General features: G+C 41.4%; 1 protein-coding gene. It reads right to left on the bottom strand.

What is annotated here, in order from left to right; all coding sequences use genetic code 11:
• Positions 1-326, bottom strand: a 326-nt coding sequence (locus HX793_RS32215) for a ribonuclease H family protein (protein WP_218646218.1), incomplete at both ends; no start/stop codon positions are given.

The following is a 326-nucleotide window of genomic DNA, read 5'->3' as shown; positions in this document are numbered from 1 at the left end:
CCTCCAAGAAATTGGCAAGAACCAGATGTGCTTTTTCTGTCTAGTCTGCATCCTCCATAGTCGGAGTCGGTGAAGGCATTAAGCTGAAAATCAGAGTTAGCTGGATACCAAAGGCCAAGAGATGGAGTTCCTTTAAGATATTTGAAAATTCTTTTTACAGCTATAGCATGAGATTCCATAGGATTGGCTTGGTATCTGGCACAGACACATGTAGAAAACATGATGTCGGGTCTGCTGGCTGTGAGGTATAGGAGTGATCCTATCATTCCTCGATATTTCTTTTGATCAACAGGCTTGCCATTTAAGTCTGCATCTAATTTGTAACA

The sequence above is a fragment of the Pseudomonas reactans genome (genome assembly GCF_013387025.1).
Taxonomy (GTDB): Bacteria; Pseudomonadota; Gammaproteobacteria; order Pseudomonadales; family Pseudomonadaceae; genus Aquipseudomonas; species Aquipseudomonas reactans.
This window is presented reverse-complemented; position numbering and strand designations above follow the sequence as displayed.